Annotated in this window: 3 protein-coding genes; all 3 read right to left on the reverse strand. The window is 59.4% G+C overall.

What is annotated here, in order from left to right:
- A partial coding sequence (locus tag AC4PR2_RS29000) for an STM2901 family protein (protein WP_492176066.1) occupies window positions 1–122 on the reverse strand: 122 nt, incomplete at its 3' end.
- Window positions 123–147: 25 nt separating this feature from the next.
- Window positions 148–786, reverse strand: a complete 639-nt coding sequence (locus tag AC4PR2_RS29005) for a DUF2913 family protein (RefSeq protein WP_492176064.1) — start codon at window positions 784–786, stop codon at window positions 148–150.
- Between the two features lie 22 nt (window positions 787–808).
- Window positions 809–1131 (reverse strand): Rpn family recombination-promoting nuclease/putative transposase (locus tag AC4PR2_RS29010; protein WP_492176065.1); only part of this gene is annotated, 323 nt, incomplete at its 5' end.

Here is a 1131-nt window from a genome sequence, read left to right on the forward strand (position 1 = left end):
ACGCTGATCCCCAGATGTTCACGGAGCGCATCGACGGTGATAAGCCACCACAGCTGCTGGGGCGTCAACTGGGTATATCCCTTGTAGAAATACGTACCGTTTAATTCTTCAACCGTATCCATAGGTTATCCTTTACCGTAGGGGATGTCAGGTTGGCGCGTTGCTGTGCTCGCCTGGCTCCAGTGTTACCGTCTGATATGTCGGCTTGCTGTCTGCAAGGTGGGCCTGCAGTCCATACTCTGCCATGGCCTGAATGAACGTATCGGCATCGCCGACAATGCGAAAAGAGACCGGCTGCAGGTGATGGCCATCCTGAGAGAAGGCGGCATTGAGCGCCGTTTTTTCGACGTAAAATCCGTTGTGCTGGGACGGCGTGGGTGTGGTTTCCGACCGCCACTCGCGGGCATCCATCACATAGTTGTCCCAGCCCCGATCTTTCAGGGTTTCAGTCGCGTAAGTGAGCCGGAATAAATCGGACTGCGCGGCGAGATTGCCGCTGCAGGAGCGCCACAGGTATTCCAGATGCTGGCGCAGTTTGCCGGCCGGACCGTGTTTGCGGCCGCGTTCGAGCAGCCAGGTGAGATCCATGGCGACGCTTCTGGGAAATCGCTTCTGTTTTTGGGCTGTGGCCAGCCAGCGGATCAGGAACAGGTTTTCGGCGTAGGGTGTACCAACGATGCCGTCCTGGCGGGCCAGCCCCAATGCTGCCAGGGCGCAGAACGCCAGGTGGCTCAGGTCGGTGGTGGTGTCCGCCGGGTCGGCGGCAGGGAGGGCGTTGTCCTGCAAGCGGTCGTCTCACTATCGGGTATCAGTGGCGGATCTGCGCCAGCTCGTCGGCGGTGAGTCCAGTCATTTTCATCACAGAAGCACGATCCAACCCGTTTGACAGCATGGTGCGGGCGATCTTGATCGCCGCCTGGTGCTCGCCTTTCTCGATGCCTTTCTCGATGCCGATGGCGATCCCCTGCGCACGGCCTTCTTCCTTCAGTCGTTCAGCGATCGTCATGATTTTGTCCTCGTGGTGCGGTACGCGCTCGGCCAGCTGTTTTAGCAGCGCGGCCGGGCTGTGGGTCTCGCCGACCTGCAGCATGTAGCTGAGCAGCGAGATCAGTTGTTCATCGGTAGTGTACC

It is taken from the genome of Serratia sp. A07, from assembly GCF_058725505.1.